Source organism: Marseilla massiliensis (genome assembly GCF_023336985.1).
In the GTDB taxonomy this organism is placed as follows: domain Bacteria; phylum Bacteroidota; class Bacteroidia; order Bacteroidales; family Bacteroidaceae; genus Prevotella; species Prevotella intestinigallinarum.
Genome location: NZ_JAMBLP010000001.1, coordinates 243,733 through 262,584, shown reverse-complemented (window position 1 = coordinate 262,584; position 18,852 = coordinate 243,733). Strand labels below are relative to the sequence as shown.

The following is an 18,852-nucleotide window of genomic DNA, read 5'->3' as shown; positions in this document are numbered from 1 at the left end:
AAAACTAAACAATGAACAAAATCATCCGCAAAGAACAGTTCTCGGAAAACGTATTCCTGTTCGAGATTGAAGCCCCGCTGATAGCCAGGAGCCGCAAGGCGGGCAATTTCATAATCGTGAGAGTCGGCGAGAAGGGCGAACGGGTGCCCCTTACCATTGCCGACGCCGACACCGACAAAGGCACCATCACCATTGTGGTGCAGCGCGTGGGCCTGTCGTCTGTCAAGCTGTGCAGGCTCAACGCGGGCGACTGCATCACCGATGTTGTGGGGCCGCTTGGCAATCCCACACACATCGAGAAGTTCGGCACGGTGATCTGCGCCGGCGGAGGCGTGGGCGTGGCCCCAATGCTTCCCATCATCAAGGCGCTCAAGGCGGCCGGCAACAGGGTGCTGTCGGTGCTGGCCGGACGCACCAAAGACCTCATCATACTCGAGGATGAGGTGAGGAAAAACAGCGACCAGACCATCATAATGACCGACGACGGCTCCTACGGTGAGAAGGGCGTGGTGACAGTGGGCATAGAGAAGCTCATCAACCAGGAGCACATCGACAAGGTGTTTGCCATAGGCCCGCCTGTCATGATGAAGTTCTGCTGCCTGCTGACGCAGAAATACAACATACCGACCGACGTGTCGCTCAACACCATCATGGTCGACGGTACGGGCATGTGCGGCGCCTGCCGCCTCACCATCGGGGGCAAGACCAAGTTCGTGTGCATCGACGGGCCTGAGTTCGACGGTGCCCTTGTCGACTGGGATGAGATGTTCAAGCGAATGGGTACGTTCAAACGGGCCGAGAAAGAAGAGATGGAGCACTTCGAGGAGCACATCGACGCCGTATCGGCCGGCAACAGCCGCAAGGCCGTGGCCACCACTGCCGACGAGCCGCAGGGCAGCGACACCATTGAGACGCTGACCGACCGCAACGCCCAGTGGCGCCAGGAACTGCGCAAAAGCATGAAACCCAAGGAGCGCACGGCCATAGAGCGGGTGGCCATGCCGGAGCTCGACCCGGCCTACAGGGCCACCACACGCACCGAAGAGGTGAACACAGGGCTCACCCGCGAGATGGCTGTCAGAGAGGCCAAGCGCTGCCTCGACTGCGCAAAGCCTACCTGCGTTGAGGGCTGCCCGGTGGGCATCGACATACCGTCGTTCGTGAAGAACATTGAGAGGGGCCACATACTAGACGCCGCCAAGGTGCTCAAGCACACGTCGTCGCTGCCTGCCGTGTGCGGCAGGGTGTGCCCACAGGAGAAGCAATGCGAGAGCAGGTGCATCCACCTGAAGATGAACGAGCCGGCCGTGGCCATAGGATACCTGGAGCGTTTCGCAGCCGACTACGAGCGCGAGAGCGGCAAGGCCGTACTGCCCGAGATGGCCCCGTCAAACGGCATGAAGGTTGCCGTGGTGGGATCGGGCCCTGCCGGACTGAGCTTTGCGGGCGACATGGCCAAGAAGGGCTATGATGTCTACGTGTTTGAGGCTCTCCACGAGATTGGCGGAGTGCTGAAGTATGGCATACCTGAGTTCAGGTTGCCCAACAGGATTGTCGACGTAGAGATTGACAACCTGCGCCGCATGGGCGTGCATTTCCAGACAGACTGCATCATCGGGAAGACTATCACCATCGAACAGCTGGAAGAAAGCGGATTCAAGGGGATATTCATCGGCTCCGGAGCTGGCCTGCCAAACTTTATGGGCATACCAGGCGAAAATTCTATCAACATAATGTCGTCAAACGAATACCTCACGAGGGTCAACCTGATGGACGCCGCCAACCCTACTGCCGACACGCCGATAAACTTCGGCAAGCACGTGCTCGTGGTCGGCGGAGGCAACACGGCCATGGACTCGTGCCGCACCGCAAAGCGACTGGGCGCCGACGTGACGTTGGTCTACAGGCGCTCGGAGGCCGAGATGCCTGCCCGACTCGAGGAGGTGAAGCACGCCAAGGAAGAGGGCATAAACTTCCTGACGCTGCACAACCCGATAGAATACAAGGCCGACGAGAACGGGGCCGTGTGCCAGGCTGTGCTACAGGTGATGGAGCTCGGCCAGCCCGACGAGAGCGGACGCCGCAGCCCGGTGCCGGTGGTGGGCAAGACGGTAACGCTCGACGTAGACCAGGTGATTGTGGCCATAGGCGTTTCGCCCAACCCGCTGGTGCCTAAATCGGTGAAAGACCTTGTGCTCGGCCGAAAGAACACCATCGTGGTAGACGAGAACATGCAGAGCTCGCGCCCCGAGATTTATGCCGGAGGCGACATCGTGCGCGGCGGGGCTACCGTAATCCTGGCCATGGGCGACGGGCGAAAGGCTGCCGCCAGCATGGACATACAACTATCAACCAAAGGCAAGCAATGAACGGTCTGTACACTATCATACTGCTCGTAATGAGCAATGTGTTCATGACGCTCGCCTGGTACGGCCACCTCAAGCTGCAGCAGTCGGGCACGTCGGCGGGCTGGCCGCTCATAGGGGTCATCGCTTTCTCGTGGGGCATAGCCTTCTTCGAGTATTGCTGCCAGGTGCCGGCCAACAGAATAGGATTCGAAGGCAACGGCGGCCCCTTCAGCCTCGTGCAGCTCAAGGTGGTGCAAGAGTGCATAAGCCTCGGTGTGTTTGCCGTCATTGCCAACATTCTGTTCCAAGGGCAGACGCTGCACTGGAACCATATCCTGGCGTTCTTCCTCATAATATGCGCCGTCTACCTTGTTTTCATGAAGTAAGCGAACAGTGATGACAGACGCCGAAAAGCACAAACTGGAACAGAGAATACTGAAAAGGTTTCACAAAGCCCTTTCCGCCTACAGCCTCATCGAGGACAACGACAAGGTCCTCGTGGCGCTGTCGGGCGGAAAGGACTCTCTCTGTCTGCTCGAACTGCTTGCAAGACGGATGCGCATACAGCGCCCATTGTTCAAGGTCGAGGCCATACACATAAGGATGGAAAACATACACTACGAGACTGACACAGCCTACCTGCAGAATTTTTGCAGCGGCCTCGGCGTGCCGCTCCACATCGTCACAACACGGTTTGACGCCTATGCCGGAACAAAAAAGCCGGCCTGCTTCCTGTGTTCATGGTACAGGCGGAAGGAGATATTCAACAAGGCGCAAGAGCTTGGGTGCAACAAGATTGCACTGGGCCACCATCTCGACGACATTGTGCAGACGGCACTGATGAACGTATTCTCGCAAGGCCACTTCTCTACCATGCCGGCCAGGCTCACCATGCGCAAGATGCCGCTTACCATCATACGGCCGCTCTGCCTCGAGACCGAAGCCGACATTCAAGCGCTGGCCGAGATAAGGCAATATGAGAAGCAACTTAAGACGTGCCCGTATGAGAAGGCTTCGAGCCGCGCCGACATCAAGCTGATGCTGGCCGAGGCCGAGAAGATAAACCCCGACGCAAAATACTCCATCATGAATGCCCTCAATGCTGAAGGCAAGCTGGTGGAATGACTGTCGGCTAAGGGTATAGCAAGCAATTGCCCGACTACGATGTGGATGAGCCAGGCAATTGCTTTCCACTGGAAAACAGGAAAAGACCAAAACAAAAGAACTACCGGGCGACACCATGCCACCATTGGCATTGCATGACAGACGGCCACCATAGGCAGCAGCGCTTCGGTGATATGCGACAAGCCCATGCACGGCAATAAAACACAACAAAACTGGCGCAATGCCATGCCTGCGGCCGGATGGGTCTGCAATTCGCCTCATTTCACATCGCAAAACATGCCGAAACACGTTCCTGGACAGGCCGTTTGGCAACCTCGCCAGGCCCTCGTCGCACAACGCTGCATGCCAGCGTCTTGCCACAAGCGGGCAACATGGCAATATATTTTTACAATTGATGGGATAAAACGAAAGGCAAAAACAAAGGTTGCATAGCCACGCACAACTTTCTACCGACAAAATACATACTTAAAAAATAACTTCATAAGAAACAACATGGACAAACAACTGGCAAGCATCTTAACTACACTGATGGTCGCAGTCGGCACTGCGGCCAACGCAAACGGCTCTACAACCGGGCCAGACATGGCCACCGGCAATGCCAAAACAGCCGTGACCGACAGTTTATTTTGCCATGGCAGAAGTGTACTGCAGGGGCGATTCACAGGCAAGCATCCAGAGATAATGGAATACTACGGACAAAACGGCGTCACCGGCGAGAGCAAGCCAAAGACTTACGACGTGGCTGCCGACGGGTCGTTCTGCATATCTTTTGACTTGGATTACCCGATATTCGACTATGTGGTACATGGCGACAACATCCTGTATTTCTACGCCTGCCCCGGTGACACAGCCAACGTGACCATCGACAGCACCGGCATGGCACACTATCAGGGGACAACGCGCCACAAGAGGTTGCTGGAACTGATGTCCAACGAGGGCATAAGGCCGAAGATAAACCACAAGGCGAAGCTGGCCATGGCACAAAAGTCTACGTTTGCTGAGTTCACAGCATGGGCGGAAACGCAGATTGACAGCCTGAAAGGCATGGTTGACAGCATATCCGGAAGCCATGGGCTGACGGCAGAAGAGCGCAAGTTGCTAAATGCCTACACCATGATAGACGCCTGCACCGACTGCTTTGACTACCGATACATAAACGGATTTGCCATAGACACCAATACTGATGACTATCATTTCATGAGGCATCTGCCCACCGACGCAACGGCCTGCCTTCCATGCACCTCACGCCTCTACTTCCTCATAAACCGATACAAGCATCACGGCCCGATCTGCTTCATGGACGACACTGCCGCACAGGGCAAATTCGTTCCCGCCACCGACAGTGCCGCCATTGCCGCCGACAAGGCCGTGTTCGGAGCCGACAGCCCGTCGCTATTCTTACAACTGACATGGACCAACACAAAATACAACCGCAAGGCTTATCAAGACAATCCGGAAGAGGCAACAAAGAGCATGGCCAAGCGCGCCGAACTGACCACCCTGCCCTATCTGCACCATGTGCTGGATGGGCAAATCAAACGTTTGCAGAAGCCTGTAGCGTCGGCATACGAGTTGCCCGAAGGGCAGGGCACAGATATTTTCAGGGCCCTCACAGGCAAGTACAGGGGCAAATATGTGCTCATTGACTTCTGGTCTACAGTCTGCGGCCCGTGCAGGATGGCCATCGAACGCAGCGGCAAACTGCGCGACTCAATAGCCACACTGGCCGATGTCGAACTGATATTCATCACCAGCGAGGACGAGTCGCCGCAGTCGGCATACGACAAATATGTAAAGGAAAACCTGCAGGGAGAGGTGAATCTGCGCATACCGAACACCGATTACAAGAGACTGATGAGCCTGTTTGAGTTCTACGGCATCCCACACAACGAACTGGTAGCTCCCGACGGACGCATTATCAACACTGACTTTGACCTGAGAGACTTCAAGGACTTCGACTCATTCAACAAGTTCATGGACGGCATCAGGGCCGCATCAGGCAACTGACACCGGCACTGACAGCCAAAAAGCAATCCCACACCATAACTCAATCATACCGAAAGCGGCACAACAGAACATTCGTAACAAAAAGAGCGGGGCAACATATTGATGCTGCCCCGCCCTCATATAATGTCACTATGTCTTTCAGAAGAACATGTAACGGTTGTCTACCACATCAGCCTTGATGTAGAGCTCGTTCATGAAACGGCTTGCAGCCTGCATGGCCTGCTGGCGCAGCTGCATCTCCATGGCCTTCTCGTCATACTTGGCTCCCTGGCGCTGCTTCTTGTCAATAACTTGGAACATGTATGCCCCGGCATTGCCCTTGATGACGCTCGGGCAGAAAGCACCCTTCTTGGTGGCTGCAACGGCACCGCTCAAAGCAGGCTCGCTGGCACCTGTAGACGACACGAAGACAGGGGCGCTGAACGTTATCTGCCTTACTGTGTCTACGCGGGCGCCCTTGGCCTTGGCGTCGGCAACACTCTTGGCACCGGCCAGCTTGCCCTTGAGCATGTCGTACTTCTTGTCGCGAACCACTTCGGCCTTCACGATGTCCTTCACGTCGTCGAGTGCACGATAGCCCACGGGGTGAATCTTTGTCATGGCAACCACGAGCAGATGGTCGTTGGCTCCGCACTCATACAGGGGCGAAACCTGTCCTGCCTTGGCGTCGAATATCCACTTCATGGCCTCGCCCGTGCTGCTTATGCCTGCCACAGTATGCTCTGAGTTGAACAGGTCTTTGCGCTCAAGCACCTTGTAGCCAAACTTGCCGGCATTCTTCTCCATGTCCTCAACGGTCTGGTTGCCGCTAACAAACTGGCTGAACTTGTTGTAGGCGGCAGAATATGTGGCCTTGGAGAAGTCGATGGTGTGCTTCACAACGGCAGCGACATACTTGTCGACCATGGCCTTGCGGCTCAGCACCTGCACGATGACGTTGCCCTGGGCAAACGAAATGTTCTTGATTTCGTTGACGCCCAGCGTGTTGAGTGTCTCAAGATAGATCTTCGAGTCGGCGTCAACGGTCTGCGAATTCTCATACATGGCCGAGGTGAGCCACTGCTTTGCGCCAGTCTGGCTGTATTTCTTGGCAATCGAGTCGAAGGGCGCTCCGGCCTGCAGGGCAGCATACACGCTGTCGGCGGTTTTGCGTCCGGCCTCTACTGTAGCGCCCACTATCTGTATCTGTCGATACTCCACCGAGTCGGGGAGCTGTGTCTTGGATATGAGTTTCACCACATTGAGGGTGTTGTCGGCAGTGGTCTCAAACGGAGCGGTGGTCTGCCCAACGGCCATCGAGTCAATCTTGGCTGCTATGTCGCGCGGGAATGCCTTGCGGGTAACGGGCAAGCCAACGTAAGCATACTGCGACTGTGCCTTGCGCACCACCTCGGCGGGCTCGTTGCCGGCCTGCAGTTTCTGCTGTGCCTCGGTCATGGTGGCCATCATGGCCTTCCTGTCGGCAGCCGAGGGCAGCACCTGGAACTCAACATACTTGATGTCGCGGCTCTCAACATACTGCTTGTACATCTCCTTCTGCTCGTCATACTTGGCCTTGAGGTCGGCGTCGCTAACCTTCACGTCGTTGTCGTTGATGGTTGAATATGCCATAGATGCCAACTGTATGTTGCTCTCATCGGTCTGGCCTTCAAACGCCATCTTGGCAGAGATGGGGTTTGACAGCAGACAGCCCGTCAGCAGGTTCTGGTACTTCATGGCCAATGTCTGCTGGCGGAGCGACTTTTCTATGAACTTCCAATACTTGTAGATGGTGTTGTATTGCTCTGCCATCTGCGGGTTCTGTCCGCCCTCCATCTTCTTGTAGTCGTCGAGGAACTTGGTCAGGAGCGTGGCATCGAAACGACCGGTCTGCTGGTTTACAAACGGAGTCTGCATGAGAATGGGGTTTGTTCCTTCCCTCAGCATGTTCTGCAACTCTTCCCTCGTCACCGTAAGGCCCAGTTTCTTGGCCTCCGACTCGAGGATGGCGTTGTTCACATAATTGTTCCAAACCTGGTCTTTCAACTGGTTCATCTCGTCTTCGCCGAGGTTGTCGCGACCCTGTGTCATCTTGATTACCTCCTGGTATTCGTCTATCAGGCTCTGGAAATCCTGCACAGAGAGTTTCTCACCTAACACTTCGCCTACCTGCAAGCGCCGCTCATTGTTTGTTGCCTCGCATGAGCGGAACATCTCTTCGGCAATGAATGCAAAGAGGCCCAGACCTATTATTATAATCAAGGTGACGCCTCTTTTTCTGATTGTTCCTAATGCTGCCATTACTTTTTTACTATTATTTTTTGTTTTATATTTTAGTCTATGGATTCATCTGCGGCAGGGTAAAATATGCCCCCAGCCACTTTAGTTGGCAAAATTACTAAATTTATGCCAAATGGCGACATAATTTACGGAAAAAATACTCTCAACCAAGTTTTCTTGCATATCGAAACACGTTGAGAAGCAGCATAATGGGCTGCCACGCAAGCACAGCGGCAACACAGCCAACACCGCCAACGCCTAACGGCAGACATGGCGGCCTGAAGACGGGCAGCGCCACGCCTGCTGTATGGGCGGCACCGCCACCCGGCACCGATGGCGCCGAAAGGCACCGGCACCGATGGCCCGGGGGGCAAAGGAGGGGGCCAGCGGAGGCATGAACGACCGACGGGCAGCGTGAAAACGGGCAGGAAGGGAACGCAGAACGGGTTGTTTGGGAATGCAAAACAGGCCGGACGGGAATATGAAACGGCCCGTCCTGCCTTGCCGGAGCTGACAATCCGGACATGGCAGGACGGTGAAATGAATCATTGGGGCGCAAGGCCCGGTAAACAAGTCCGGCGGCTCGCCGCCCGCCGTGATGCCGGGGCAAAGCCTGCTTCACATGACTTCGAAATGCACTGGGGCCAAGGACATTGCGCCGCAATGTGGCCTGGCGCCGGGCACAAGGCTCACCTGGGCTTGCTGGTGGCCGCCCGGGGCACGGCGGCAGGTCGCACTGGCGGGGCTGCCACAGCCGTGTCGCCGCCCTTTGCCGTGTCGGCCGGCGCTGCGGGCTCGCTCTCCATGTCAGACTTGACAAACGAACCTTTCGAATTAGACACAGTGTAGTGGGTCATGTGCTCGTCGCTGCGGAAGTATGTTCCCTCAAGCGTGCGCTCCGGGGTGACGAGCCTTGAGAACTTGTTGGAGTACATCTCGTGGGTTATCCCGTCCCAGAAAAGCTCCTCGCTGCGGAATATCATGCCCCTGACATTGCGCACACGCACCCGTCCGCGCAGCTCCCACAGCTTCATCTTGTCGTAATACCAGGCTGTGTCGGCCTGTATGTAAGCCTCTACATGGAACTTCTCGTCAAACTGTTCGAGAAACAAACCCTTGATGAAAGTCCAGCGTGACGGCTGCCTGACCTGGTTCACATCCCACCGTTCGGTGACAATCCTGTACTTGATGACACCAGAGTCGGATATGAGCGTATTGACACCGTAGCTTACCATCACCGACACCGAGTCGCGGTCGTAGATGGCCGGCGCCGGATGCTCCTTCTCTTCGGTGCACGAAACCATGGCAGGCAATGCCGAAGCCAACGCCAGGCACCACATGCAAAGCCTCATAGCAACACTCTTGCCAAACGTAAACACTGCCTGACTACGATTTACTCTACCTTCCACTTCATGAACCAGCGCTCATTGAAGGTAATGCCAATGTTTATCCTGAACATGTTCTCGGTGACGAATGCCTTCGACTCGGAGCGCACCCATTGCCCGCTTATGTTGAGGAAAGAGCGGTTTTCCCACGAGTTGGTGATGGGTATGCCGAATCCGGCGCTCACGCTGTACTCTTTCGGGCCGTCCATGCCGTTAATCTTAATATAAGGTGTGGCATACGAGGCGCCTATCCTGTAGCGCACCCTGTCGAAAAACCTGAGGCTCGTAGGGTTGGGCACCCACTCGCCGCCGAGGGTAAACTTGTGGCGGTCTTTGAGCAAGCCGCTGCGCAGGACGTAGTCGCCCGTGGCCGCATCGGTCTCGGGTATGTCTACCGAACCCCACTGCTGCAGGGTGTAGTCAACACCTATTGTGAGCCTGTCGGAGTGGGTCCATGCCAAGCCCACGCCGTAGGTCATGGGCACAGCCAGGCCGTTGCCCACCGTAAACGTAGAGTCTGACGACACACCCGTCTGGCTGTTCGACGTCGTTGTGGTCACCTGCGGATCGGCGTTGAGCTTGTGGCCGATGCCGACGGTGGCGCCGAGGGTAAGCCAGTCGGCCTTTGCCACTTTTTGCTGCCACTGCAATCCGAAATCAAGCTTGTAGTTGCTGACATTCGCACTGTACGTCCGCTGCATGGTGTTCACATAACTGTCGCTGCTCGAAATGGACACAGTCTTGTCGTACGAGCCCCAAAGGTAAGAGAAGTTTGCTCCCACCGACAGCCCACCGAACACGTTCCAGCCCACTCCGATATAAGCCTGGTGGATGCCGCCCGAGCCGGAGTGCGTCTCGGTGGTGGTGGTCTCAGACGTCCCCACCCTCGATGAGTTGGCGTAGTTGTAGCCGATGTTGGTGTACGGAATAAGTCCAACGCTGATGCCTACCTTGGGGAATGCGCGGAAAGCAGCCACTGCATACTCGAAGTCGGCGTTCTTGGCATTGCGGCTTATGTTGCCTTCCTTGAAGTTGGTAATCTGCCCCGAGAGCCCCACGTCGAATATCATGCTCAGCGAGTCGATGGCCGAATAAGACGCAGGGTTAAGTGAATTGACCTGGTTGCCATAGCGCAAGCCGAGCGCCAGGCCGTTCATGCCGCAGTTGAAGCCCTGCGACTGGTCTGAGAGAATACCTATGCCGTACTGGCTGTATGGAGAGTTTGTACCACTCTGAGCCATGGCCGCCACCGAGACAAAGCCCAGCGCGATACTACAAATAACTGTTCTTTTCATTGAAAGCGATTTCTTCATTGTAGAGGAGAATACGGTTGAGACCGTAAGGAACTATGAAATTGTCTGCAAAGATGCACTTTTTTTCTGGGATATGCAAATCAAGTTGCACTCCACCCGTTAAATAAACAAAAAGCCCGGGGCATTTTAATATAAAATCACGAATATAGCTTTCTATTTCGTAGGTTACGCCCCGCATCACTCCACTTCTGATAGCAGTCTCGGTGCTGTAGCCCATCGGAGGCGTGTCGCCTTTTCTGTCGACCACGGGCAGCGCCCCGGCAAAAGCCCCGAGGGCCTTCAGGCGCATTGTTGGCCCTGGCGAGATGTTGCCCCCGAGATAGTCGCCTGCGGCAGTGATGAAGTCGAATGTGATGCACGTGCCCACGTCAATGACCAGCGCATCGCGGCCACCGCTCTTGAAATGTGCCCCGACCACTGCCGCCAGCCTGTCGGTGCCGAGGGTCAGCGGGGTGGCATACCTGTTGTTGACAGGCACAGGCGTCACCCCCGACACAAGCCGCATGACCGGGAAAGGGGCTGCCTCCAGCCTGCGGCGCAAGCCCTCTGGCACGTCGACCACCGACGAACAGATGCCGCGCTCGAAGGGATAGCCGGCGCAAAAGCCGTCGAACTTGTGCAGCTCGCCGTCGTCCATCCTCATCTCTCCGACAGGCTCGTCGCCGTCGAAAGCGACAAGCTTGGTGCAGGTGTTGCCTATGTCTATCGTTAGGTTCATCGTGCTGTCCGTTCGCTTACCGCCTGCAAAATTATTGAAAAAAATCGGAATAATGGCACGGCGAATGGAAAAAAGAAAGTAATTTTGCAGCGTGAAACAGTCAGCATACATATTGAAAGCCTTCATGGCCGCCGTAATGGCCGTCGTTTTCGGTACGCCCATTACCGCCGCCGCCCAAGAGCAGGCAAGGCGAACAGACTCCATCGAGGTGAGTTTGCTGACCTGTGCCCCCGGCAATGAACTTTACAGCCTCTACGGCCACACTGCCCTGAGGTACCACGACTTGCGCACGGGCGAAGACTGGACATTCAACTATGGCGTGTTCAGCTTCAGGAAGCCGTTTTTCGCGCTGCGCTTTGTGTTCGGGCAAACCGACTATGAGCTCGGCGTGATGCCCTTCAACGCCTTCCGCGAGGAATACCGCAGGGAGGGGCGGGCCGTCACCGAGCAGGTGCTCAACCTGTCGGCAGACGAGGAAAGGCGCCTCTATGATGCGCTGGCCGACAACTACCGCCCTGAAAACCGCACATACAGGTACAACTTTTTCTATGACAACTGCACGACAAGGGCACGCGACATGGTGGAGAGATGCGTAGCGGGGACAATAGAGTATGCACCCAACGACAGCTTGGAGGCCGCAACCTACAGGCAGATGATACACGCCATGGCCGGCAACCACCGCTGGGCGACGTTCGGCAACGACCTGTGCCTCGGCGCCAAAGCCGACACGCACGCCGACAGCCGGCAGCAGCAGTTCCTGCCGGAATACCTGATGCGCGACTTCGACAGGGCCACCATAGCCACCACCGAGGGCCGGCGCCCGCTGGTGAAGGAGACACGCGTGGCCGTCGACACTGTGCTTCCTGAGGCAAAAAGCCCGTTTCCGCTCACTCCACGCCAGTGTGCAACCATATTATTATTAGTTTCGCTGGCTGTTGCAGCCGCAGAACTGAGGCGGAAAAAGGCATACAGGGCCTTCGACGCCCTGCTGCTCACATGCACCGGCGTGGCAGGCATCATTGTCACGGCACTGCTCTTCTCCGAGCACCCGACCACGAGCACCAACCTCCAGGTGCTGCTGCTCAACCCGCTGCCGCTGTTCTTCATGCCATCGGTGATGAAGGGCCGAACCACCTACTGGCGGCTGGCCGCGGCACTGTCGGTGCTGTTCCTGGCCGGGGCAATATTTCAAGACTACGCCGAGGGAATGGAAATTGTGGCACTATGTTTGCTGTCCAGATGCATGGTGCACCTGGCGTTAGCACATAAACAACACCCAAACAGACATAAACAAGGATGAAGTATAGATACATTTCACTGACATTGCTCGCCGCCTTCTCCGCCACCGGAAGCAAGGCAGAGATGCCGCAGACTATACAGTCGGCCCCCAAGCTGGTGGTGAACATAGCCATCGACCAGCTGCGCACCGACTACCTGGAGGCCTTCGCCCCGCTTTACGGCAGCGACGGCTTCAAGATGCTCTTTGCCAAAGGGATGGTCTATGCCAACGCCTCCTACCCCTTCTCGCCCATAGACAGGGCATCGGCCGTGGCCGCCATAGCCACGGGCACCACCCCCTACTACAACAGCATAATCGGGGCGCGCTGGCTCGACAAGGAGACCCTGCGCCCGGTGTTCTGCGTTGACGACAGCAAATACGGCGGATACCTGACCCAAGACTGCTCGTCGCCCAAGAACCTGGGCACATCCACCATTGGCGACGAACTGAAAGTGGCCACCAACGGCGGTGCCGTGGTATATGCCGTGGCCCCGTTCCGCGACGCCGCCGTGCTCTCGGCCGGCCATGCCGCCGACGGCGCCCTGTGGATAGACAACAACAACGGCTACTGGTGCTCGTCGAACTATTACTTCAATACCACGCCGTCATGGATACAGGCGTACAACAACATACACTCGAACAGCATCGACAACAAGACATGGGAGCCTGTCAACATGCTGTCGGGCAACTTCAGCTACTTCATGAACGGCGGCGTGCAAAAGCCGTTCAAGCACACCTTCGACGGCGAACGCCGCTACAGGGAGTTCAAGGCCAGCGGCCTTGTCAACCAACGCGTCACCGACATGGCGCTGCAATGCGCCAGCACCAACGCCATGGGCATCGACAATGTGACCGACCTGCTCAACGTGACATACTATGCCGGCAACTTCGACCACAAGACTGTGACAGAATGTCAGATGGAGCTCCAAGACACATACGTGAGGCTCGACAAGGAATTAGGCAGGCTAATAAGGGAGCTCGAGCGCAGGGTGGGCGCACAGCAGGTGCTGTTTGTCATAACAAGCACGGGCTACAGCGACGAGGAAAACGCCGACTACGCCAAATACAACATACCGTCGGGCACATTCAACATCAACCGCACGGCCAACCTGCTCAACATGTATTTCGGGGCACTGTGGGGCCCCGCGCAATATGTCGAGACATGCTTCGGCACGCAGATATTCCTAAACCACAACCTGTTTGAGCAAAAGCGCGTGAGCTTCTCGGAAGCTACGATACGCGCCAAGGAGTTCCTGGCCCAGATATCGGGCGTGCGCAACGTATACACATCGCTGCAACTGCTCTCGAGCGGCGACGAGAACATTTATAAGACCCGCAACGGCTTCCACCCGGAGCGCTGCGGCGACATACTCATAGAAGTGGCCCCGGGCTGGAGGCTGTACAACGAAAACAACCTTGAGAGCCAGCTGCAACGGGCCTCGTTCACACAATTCCCCATCATAATATATGGCGCGGGCACAAAGGCCGAACGCCTTTCCGACCACGTCACCATCGACCGTATAGCCCCAACCATTGCCAAGGCCATACGCATTAGGGCACCCAACGCCTGCTCATCGGCCCCGCTGTTCTGACAGGCATGCCTGCGTGAGACAGCGCGCACAGCATGACGCAAACCTACAGACACAGGCAAAGCGCCAACGGGGCGCAGTGGTGGCACAACCAGCAAGGATTCTTTTTTTTACAAAACACAGCATGGCACGACGCCACGGCGCCGGAAGGCCCGCAAAACGGGCCGTTTCGGCGTACGGAACGCCCCGAAAGGCCAAGCGATACAGGCCGTTTCGGACCGCAAACCGGGCATAGGTGCACAACCGCCTGGAAGTAAGCCGCATAAGGCCGAGGCACAGTCATCCAGGCACAACAGCCCGACGGGTGAAACATGCTTACAACAGAATCAGCAAACGGCTGTGGCACCCAGCCACAAACCAAGGCAATGGCGGCACGCAGAGGCCGAAACGGCACCGCAAACACAAAAATAACGCCGCCACGCCAAACTCACACTCCAATTTACAAGGCTAATTGCCAATAATTAACAAAAAAAGCGTAAATTTGCAGGCGACAGCCTAAACGCCAACAAGACGAAAATAAAAAAACGACATAAAATGAATTTCAACAGTATCCTTAAGTCGCTGTTCGGTGACAAGTCGACACGCGACATGAAGCTCATCCAACCCCTTGTGGAGAAAGTCAAGGCCGTTTACCCCGAGGTAGAGAAGCTTGACAACGACTCGCTCAGGGCCCGGACGCAAGAAATCAGGCACATGGTGCAAAGCTCTGCGCAAAGCCAGAGAGACCAGATTGCCGAGCTCAAATCGAAGATTGAGGACACGCCCATCGACGAGCGCGAGGGCATCTTCAACCAGGTAGACAAGCTCGAAAAGGAAATACTCGACATCTACGAGCAGAAGCTCAACGAGGTGATGCCCGAAGTGTTTGCCATCGTGAAGGAAACGGCTCGCCGCTTCGCCCAGAACGAACAGACGGTGGTAACGGCCACCGACTTCGACCGCGAACTGGCCGCCGACCCCCGCAAGGACTTCATCACCATCGACGGCGACAAGGCCATATACCACAACCACTGGACGGCGGGAGGCAACGACCTCAAGTGGGAGATGGTGCACTACGACGTGCAGCTCTTCGGAGGCGTGGTGCTGCACCAAGGCAAGATTGCCGAGATGGCCACAGGTGAGGGAAAGACGCTCGTGGCCACGCTGCCGGTGTTCCTCAATGCCCTCACGGGCAACGGCGTGCACGTGGTGACGGTCAACGACTACCTGGCCAAGCGCGACTCCGAGTGGATGGGCCCGCTCTACGAGTTCCACGGACTGTCGGTAGACTGCATCGACAAGCACCAGCCCAACTCGCCGGCCAGGCGCAAGGCATACCAGGCCGACATCACCTTCGGCACCAACAATGAGTTCGGCTTCGACTACCTGCGCGACAACATGGCCATATCGCCGGCCGACCTCGTGCAGCGCGCCCACAACTACGCCATCGTCGACGAGGTCGACTCGGTGCTCATCGACGACGCCCGCACGCCGCTCATCATCTCTGGCCCCGTGCCCAAGGGCGACGACCAGATGTTTGAAGAATACCAGCCGCTGGTAGAAAGGCTCGTCGACGTGCAGCGCAAGCTGGCCACGCAATACCTGGCCGACGCCAAGCAGAAGATAAGCGAAGGCCGCGAGAAAAACGACCAGAAGCTCGTCGACGAGGGTTTCCTCTCGCTCTACCGCTCGCACAAGGCCCTGCCAAAGAACAAGCCGCTCATCAAGTATCTCTCGGAAGAAGGAATCAAGGCCGGCATGCTCAAGACAGAGGAGATATACATGGAGAACAACAACCGCCGCATGCCCGAGGCCGTCGAGCCGCTCTACTTCGTGGTAGAGGAGAAACTCAACTCGTGCGACCTCACCGACAAGGGTACGGAATGGCTTGCAAGGCAGGTCAACGACAACACGCTGTTCGTGCTGCCCGACATCGCGTCGCAGCTCTCGGAGCTTGAGACCGAGACCGGCCTGACCGACCAGGAAAGGCTCGACAAGAAAGACGCGCTGCTCAACCACTACGCCGTGCAGAGCGAGCGCGTGCACACGCTGCAGCAGCTGCTCAAGGCCTACACCATGTTCAACAAAGACGACGAGTATGTGGTAATCGACGGCGAGGTGAAGATTGTCGACGAGCAGACGGGCCGCATCATGGAAGGACGCCGCTGGAGCGACGGACTGCACCAGGCCATCGAAGCCAAGGAGCACGTCAAGGTGGAAGCCGCCACACAGACCTTCGCCACCATCACCCTGCAGAACTACTTCCGCATGTACCACAAGCTGGCGGGAATGACGGGTACGGCCTCGACCGAGGCCGGCGAGTTCTGGGACATCTACAAGCTCGACGTGGTGGAGATACCCACCAACCGCCCCGTGATACGCAAGGACATGGACGACCGCGTCTACAAGACGGCACGCGAGAAGTACAACGCCGTGATCGAAGAGATTGAGAATATGCGCAACAGCGGGCGCCCCACCCTCGTCGGCACCACGTCGGTAGAGATATCCGAGCTGCTCTCCAAGATGCTCAGCATGCGCAAGATACCACACCAGGTGCTCAACGCCAAGCTCCACCAGAAGGAAGCCGACATCGTGGCGCAGGCCGGACAAAGCACCAACGGGCTCGGAGCCGTGACCATTGCCACCAACATGGCCGGACGCGGTACCGACATCAAGCTCTCGCCCGAGGTGAAAGCCGCAGGCGGACTGGCCATCATCGGAACCGAGCGCCACGAAAGCCGCCGCGTAGACCGCCAGTTGCGCGGACGTGCAGGCCGCCAGGGCGACCCCGGCTCGTCGGTGTTCTACGTGTCGCTCGAAGACAAGCTCATGCGCCTATTTGCCTCTGAGCGCATTGCCAAGGTGATGGACAAGCTCGGGTTCAAGGAGGGCGACATGATTGACAGCCCGATGATATCGCGCAGCATCGAGCGCGCGCAGAAGAAGGTCGAGGAAAACAACTTCGGCATACGCAAGCGGCTGCTCGAATACGACGACGTGATGAACAAGCAGCGAACAGTGGTCTACGAGAAACGCCGCCACGCTCTGATGGGCGAACGCATCGGCATGGACATATCCAACATCATCTGGGACCGCGTGGTGAACATCATAGAGCAAAACGACTACGAGGGTTGCAAAGAAGAGTTCCTCAAGATTCTCGCCATGGAAGTGCCGTTCACCGACGAGCAGCTGGCCAACGAGAAGCGCGAAGACCTGGCCGAGAACGCCTTCCAGGTGGCCATGGCCGACTTCAAGCGCAAGACCGAGCGCATCCAGTCCGTGGCATGGCCCATAATAAAGCAGGTGTATGAAACGCAAGGCTCTTTGTATGAGCGCATCATGGTGCCCATAACCGACGGCCGCAGGATGTACAACATACCCTGCGACCTCAAGGAAGCCTACGACACCGAGTGCAAGAGCGTGGTGAAACAGTTTGAAAAGGTGATACTGCTCCACATCATCGACGACTGCTGGAAGGAGAACCTGCGCGAGCTCGACGAGCTGAAGCACAGCGTGCAGAACGCATCCTACGAGCAGAAAGACCCGCTGCTCATCTTCAAGCTGGAAAGCGTGAAGCTATTCGACAGCATGGTCAACACGATGAACAACCGCATCACGAGCATACTTATGCGCAGCGCCATACCCGAAATGCAGCAGAGCGTGAAGGAAGCCGAGCCCGACGAGAAGCCGCAGCAGCCACGGTACACCGAGACCAAGCGCAACCTCGACGAGGAACAGCTCACCGACCCCAACCAGGCAGCGGCAGCAGCGCAAGACACGAGGGCCCAGCAGCAGCGAGAGCCCATAGTAAAGGACAAGTTGCCGGGACGCAACGACCCTTGCCCGTGCGGCAGCGGAAAGAAGTTTAAGAACTGCCACGGACGCGGACTCGTCTGACGGCACGCCAAAAAGCGTTTGGAGCAATGCCGCTCCAAACGCTTTTTTCATCACCCCAACCAATGCCACGCCCCCGCGGCGCGGCGCCCGCAAGGGCACCGGCAGCGCCAAAGGGCATGGCAAAAAACCATGAAACGATGATAAGCATAGCAAACCTCAAGAAGTCGTACGGACGGACCACGGCTTGCGACATTGAGTCGCTGGACATTGCCGACGGCGAGATAGTGGGCATTGTGGGCAACAACGGGGCCGGCAAGACCACCCTGTTCAGGCTCATGCTCGACCTGGCCAAACCCGACACGGGGCACGTCACCACCACGCCACCACCCCACCGCCAGACGGCATGCGCCGCGCAAGGGCCTGTCGACGTGGCCGGCAGCGAGGAGTGGAAGCTGTTCACAGGGGCATATCTCAACGAGAGCTTCCTCATAGACTACCTTACGCCCGATGAATACTTTGCGTTCCTGGCAAAGATATCAGGGCTGGGCACCGACGAGATGAAGCGCAACCTGGAGCGCTTTGAGGCTTTCGACGCCGGCGAGGTGCTCGGGCAACACAAGCTCATACGCGACCTGTCGGCCGGCAACCGACAGAAGGCGGGAATCATGGCCGCATTCGCCACATCGCCAAGCGTGGTCATACTCGACGAACCGTTCAACTATCTCGACCCGCAAAGCCAGAACAGGCTGAAGAGGGTGGTAGAAGAATACAACCGCGAGACAGGCGCCACCATACTGATAAGCAGCCACAACCTTGCGCACACAATCAACATCAGCACGCGAATCATACTGCTCGAGCACGGACGCGTGATATCCGACATACCTAATAATGGTGACTCTGCGGCACGCGAGATTGAAAATTATTTCAGTGCCGACTGACAGCGATGGCCATTTATAGGTATTTTGGCAAAAATGGGGGGCAGCCTTTCGTGTTTCTTGCCGCTAATTTGTAAT

12 protein-coding genes are annotated in these 18,852 nt (G+C 56.9%); 8 read left to right on the top strand and 4 right to left on the bottom strand.

Features of this window, described 5'->3' with window-relative positions:
* Positions 1-11 precede the first annotated feature (11 nt).
* From M3089_RS01000 to M3089_RS00985, 4 genes are all read left to right on the top strand, one after another.
* Entirely contained in the window at positions 12-2,369 is a 2,358-nt protein-coding gene (locus tag M3089_RS01000) for a bifunctional dihydroorotate dehydrogenase B NAD binding subunit/NADPH-dependent glutamate synthase (RefSeq protein ID WP_249081270.1), read from the top strand.
* Positions 2,366-2,734, top strand: a complete 369-nt coding sequence (locus M3089_RS00995; protein ID WP_205110318.1) for a DMT family protein — start codon at positions 2,366-2,368, stop codon at positions 2,732-2,734. Before M3089_RS01000 ends, M3089_RS00995 begins: the two co-directional genes overlap by 4 nt.
* A gap of 10 nt (positions 2,735-2,744) precedes the next feature.
* Positions 2,745-3,473 (top strand): tRNA lysidine(34) synthetase, encoded by a 729-nt coding sequence (locus tag M3089_RS00990; protein ID WP_249081269.1) that lies wholly within the window; start codon positions 2,745-2,747, stop codon positions 3,471-3,473.
* 492 nt (positions 3,474-3,965) lie between these two features.
* Positions 3,966-5,480: a TlpA family protein disulfide reductase gene (locus M3089_RS00985; RefSeq protein ID WP_249081268.1), complete on the top strand. Its 1,515-nt coding sequence runs from the start codon at positions 3,966-3,968 to the stop codon at positions 5,478-5,480.
* Between the two features lie 138 nt (positions 5,481-5,618).
* On the opposite strand, the gene M3089_RS00980 is transcribed toward M3089_RS00985, so the two are convergent.
* The 4 genes from M3089_RS00980 to M3089_RS00965 form a co-directional block, all read right to left on the bottom strand.
* On the bottom strand, positions 5,619-7,760 hold the full coding sequence (locus tag M3089_RS00980) for a peptidylprolyl isomerase (protein ID WP_249081267.1): 2,142 nt from the start codon (positions 7,758-7,760) through the stop codon (positions 5,619-5,621).
* A gap of 668 nt (positions 7,761-8,428) precedes the next feature.
* A complete protein-coding gene (lptC, locus tag M3089_RS00975) occupies positions 8,429-9,091 on the bottom strand; it encodes an LPS export ABC transporter periplasmic protein LptC (RefSeq protein WP_205110587.1) in 663 nt (220 codons plus the stop codon).
* A 41-nt stretch (positions 9,092-9,132) separates the two neighbouring features.
* Positions 9,133-10,419: a hypothetical protein gene (locus M3089_RS00970; protein WP_249081266.1), complete on the bottom strand. Its 1,287-nt coding sequence runs from the start codon at positions 10,417-10,419 to the stop codon at positions 9,133-9,135.
* Complete coding sequence (locus tag M3089_RS00965; protein ID WP_249081265.1) at positions 10,397-11,155, bottom strand: type III pantothenate kinase; 759 nt, start codon at positions 11,153-11,155, stop codon at positions 10,397-10,399. The genes M3089_RS00970 and M3089_RS00965 overlap by 23 nt, the downstream gene beginning before the upstream one ends.
* 91 nt (positions 11,156-11,246) lie before the next feature.
* On the opposite strand from M3089_RS00965, the gene M3089_RS00960 reads away from it, so the two are divergent.
* From M3089_RS00960 to M3089_RS00945, 4 genes are all read left to right on the top strand, one after another.
* Positions 11,247-12,455: an Lnb N-terminal periplasmic domain-containing protein gene (locus tag M3089_RS00960; protein ID WP_249081264.1), complete on the top strand. Its 1,209-nt coding sequence runs from the start codon at positions 11,247-11,249 to the stop codon at positions 12,453-12,455.
* Positions 12,452-14,026 carry an alkaline phosphatase family protein gene (locus tag M3089_RS00955; protein ID WP_249081263.1) on the top strand — a complete coding sequence of 525 codons (1,575 nt, stop codon included), beginning with the start codon at positions 12,452-12,454 and terminating at the stop codon, positions 14,024-14,026. The genes M3089_RS00960 and M3089_RS00955 overlap by 4 nt, the downstream gene beginning before the upstream one ends.
* 531 nt (positions 14,027-14,557) lie before the next feature.
* Positions 14,558-17,899, top strand: coding sequence for a preprotein translocase subunit SecA (gene secA, locus M3089_RS00950; RefSeq protein ID WP_249081261.1), 3,342 nt, complete (start codon positions 14,558-14,560; stop codon positions 17,897-17,899).
* Between the two features lie 137 nt (positions 17,900-18,036).
* Positions 18,037-18,777, top strand: a complete 741-nt coding sequence (locus M3089_RS00945) for an ABC transporter ATP-binding protein (RefSeq protein ID WP_249081258.1) — start codon at positions 18,037-18,039, stop codon at positions 18,775-18,777.
* Positions 18,778-18,852 lie beyond the last annotated feature (75 nt).